The sequence below is a fragment of the Clostridioides sp. GD02404 genome, assembly GCF_045898275.1.
Classification (GTDB): Bacteria; Bacillota; Clostridia; order Peptostreptococcales; family Peptostreptococcaceae; genus Clostridioides; species Clostridioides difficile_A.
Genome location: NZ_JBJOCA010000068.1, coordinates 1 through 575, shown reverse-complemented (window position 1 = coordinate 575; position 575 = coordinate 1). Strand labels below are relative to the sequence as shown.

The 575-nt window shown below is 32.0% G+C and carries 1 protein-coding gene; it reads right to left on the bottom strand.

Annotated elements, in window-relative coordinates; translation table 11 throughout:
- A partial coding sequence (locus Q3287_RS19425; RefSeq protein ID WP_407964683.1) for a baseplate J/gp47 family protein occupies window positions 1-540 on the bottom strand: 540 nt, incomplete at its 3' end.
- Window positions 541-575 lie beyond the last annotated feature (35 nt).

The following is a 575-nucleotide window of genomic DNA, read 5'->3' as shown; positions in this document are numbered from 1 at the left end:
CCCACCTTTGAAATCTTCTTTATTATTAACAGATTTAATCCCATTAATAGAGCCTAATAAAACAGATATACTGCCTTTAGATACATTTCCTATAATCCCTGCAATCCTGCATTCTGCTTTAATATCTACTGTTTCATTTTCTCCTCCTATAGTTTTAGTTTCAAGAAGCTCAAACTCTATACTCTGCTTTTCATCAGTTGCAACAGTAGTTACTATAGTTCCTTTTGTAATTATAGTTCCTTGTATGCCTATAAAAGTAATAACTCCAACCGATTTAGTTGGTTGATTTTTAAATACTCCTTTACATTCTCCCAACCATTCTAGGTATTCTCCATAGCTAGTTTGAGGAAATGCAATCTTTAAATTATTTTGTAGTCCTAGTTGTTTTAATTCAGCTATCTGTTCTGCTGTAGGTCTTGTTGCATCATAAACAAAATCTCCTTCTAAGATAGAAACATCTTGAAAGTTACTTAACATTCTTTCGTGTATTGCTTCTTCATCTTCCGTTAAAAATACTGGTATAGGTAGTTCTCTTTCCATATAATCACCTACCTTTTTATATTGCCATCAATTAC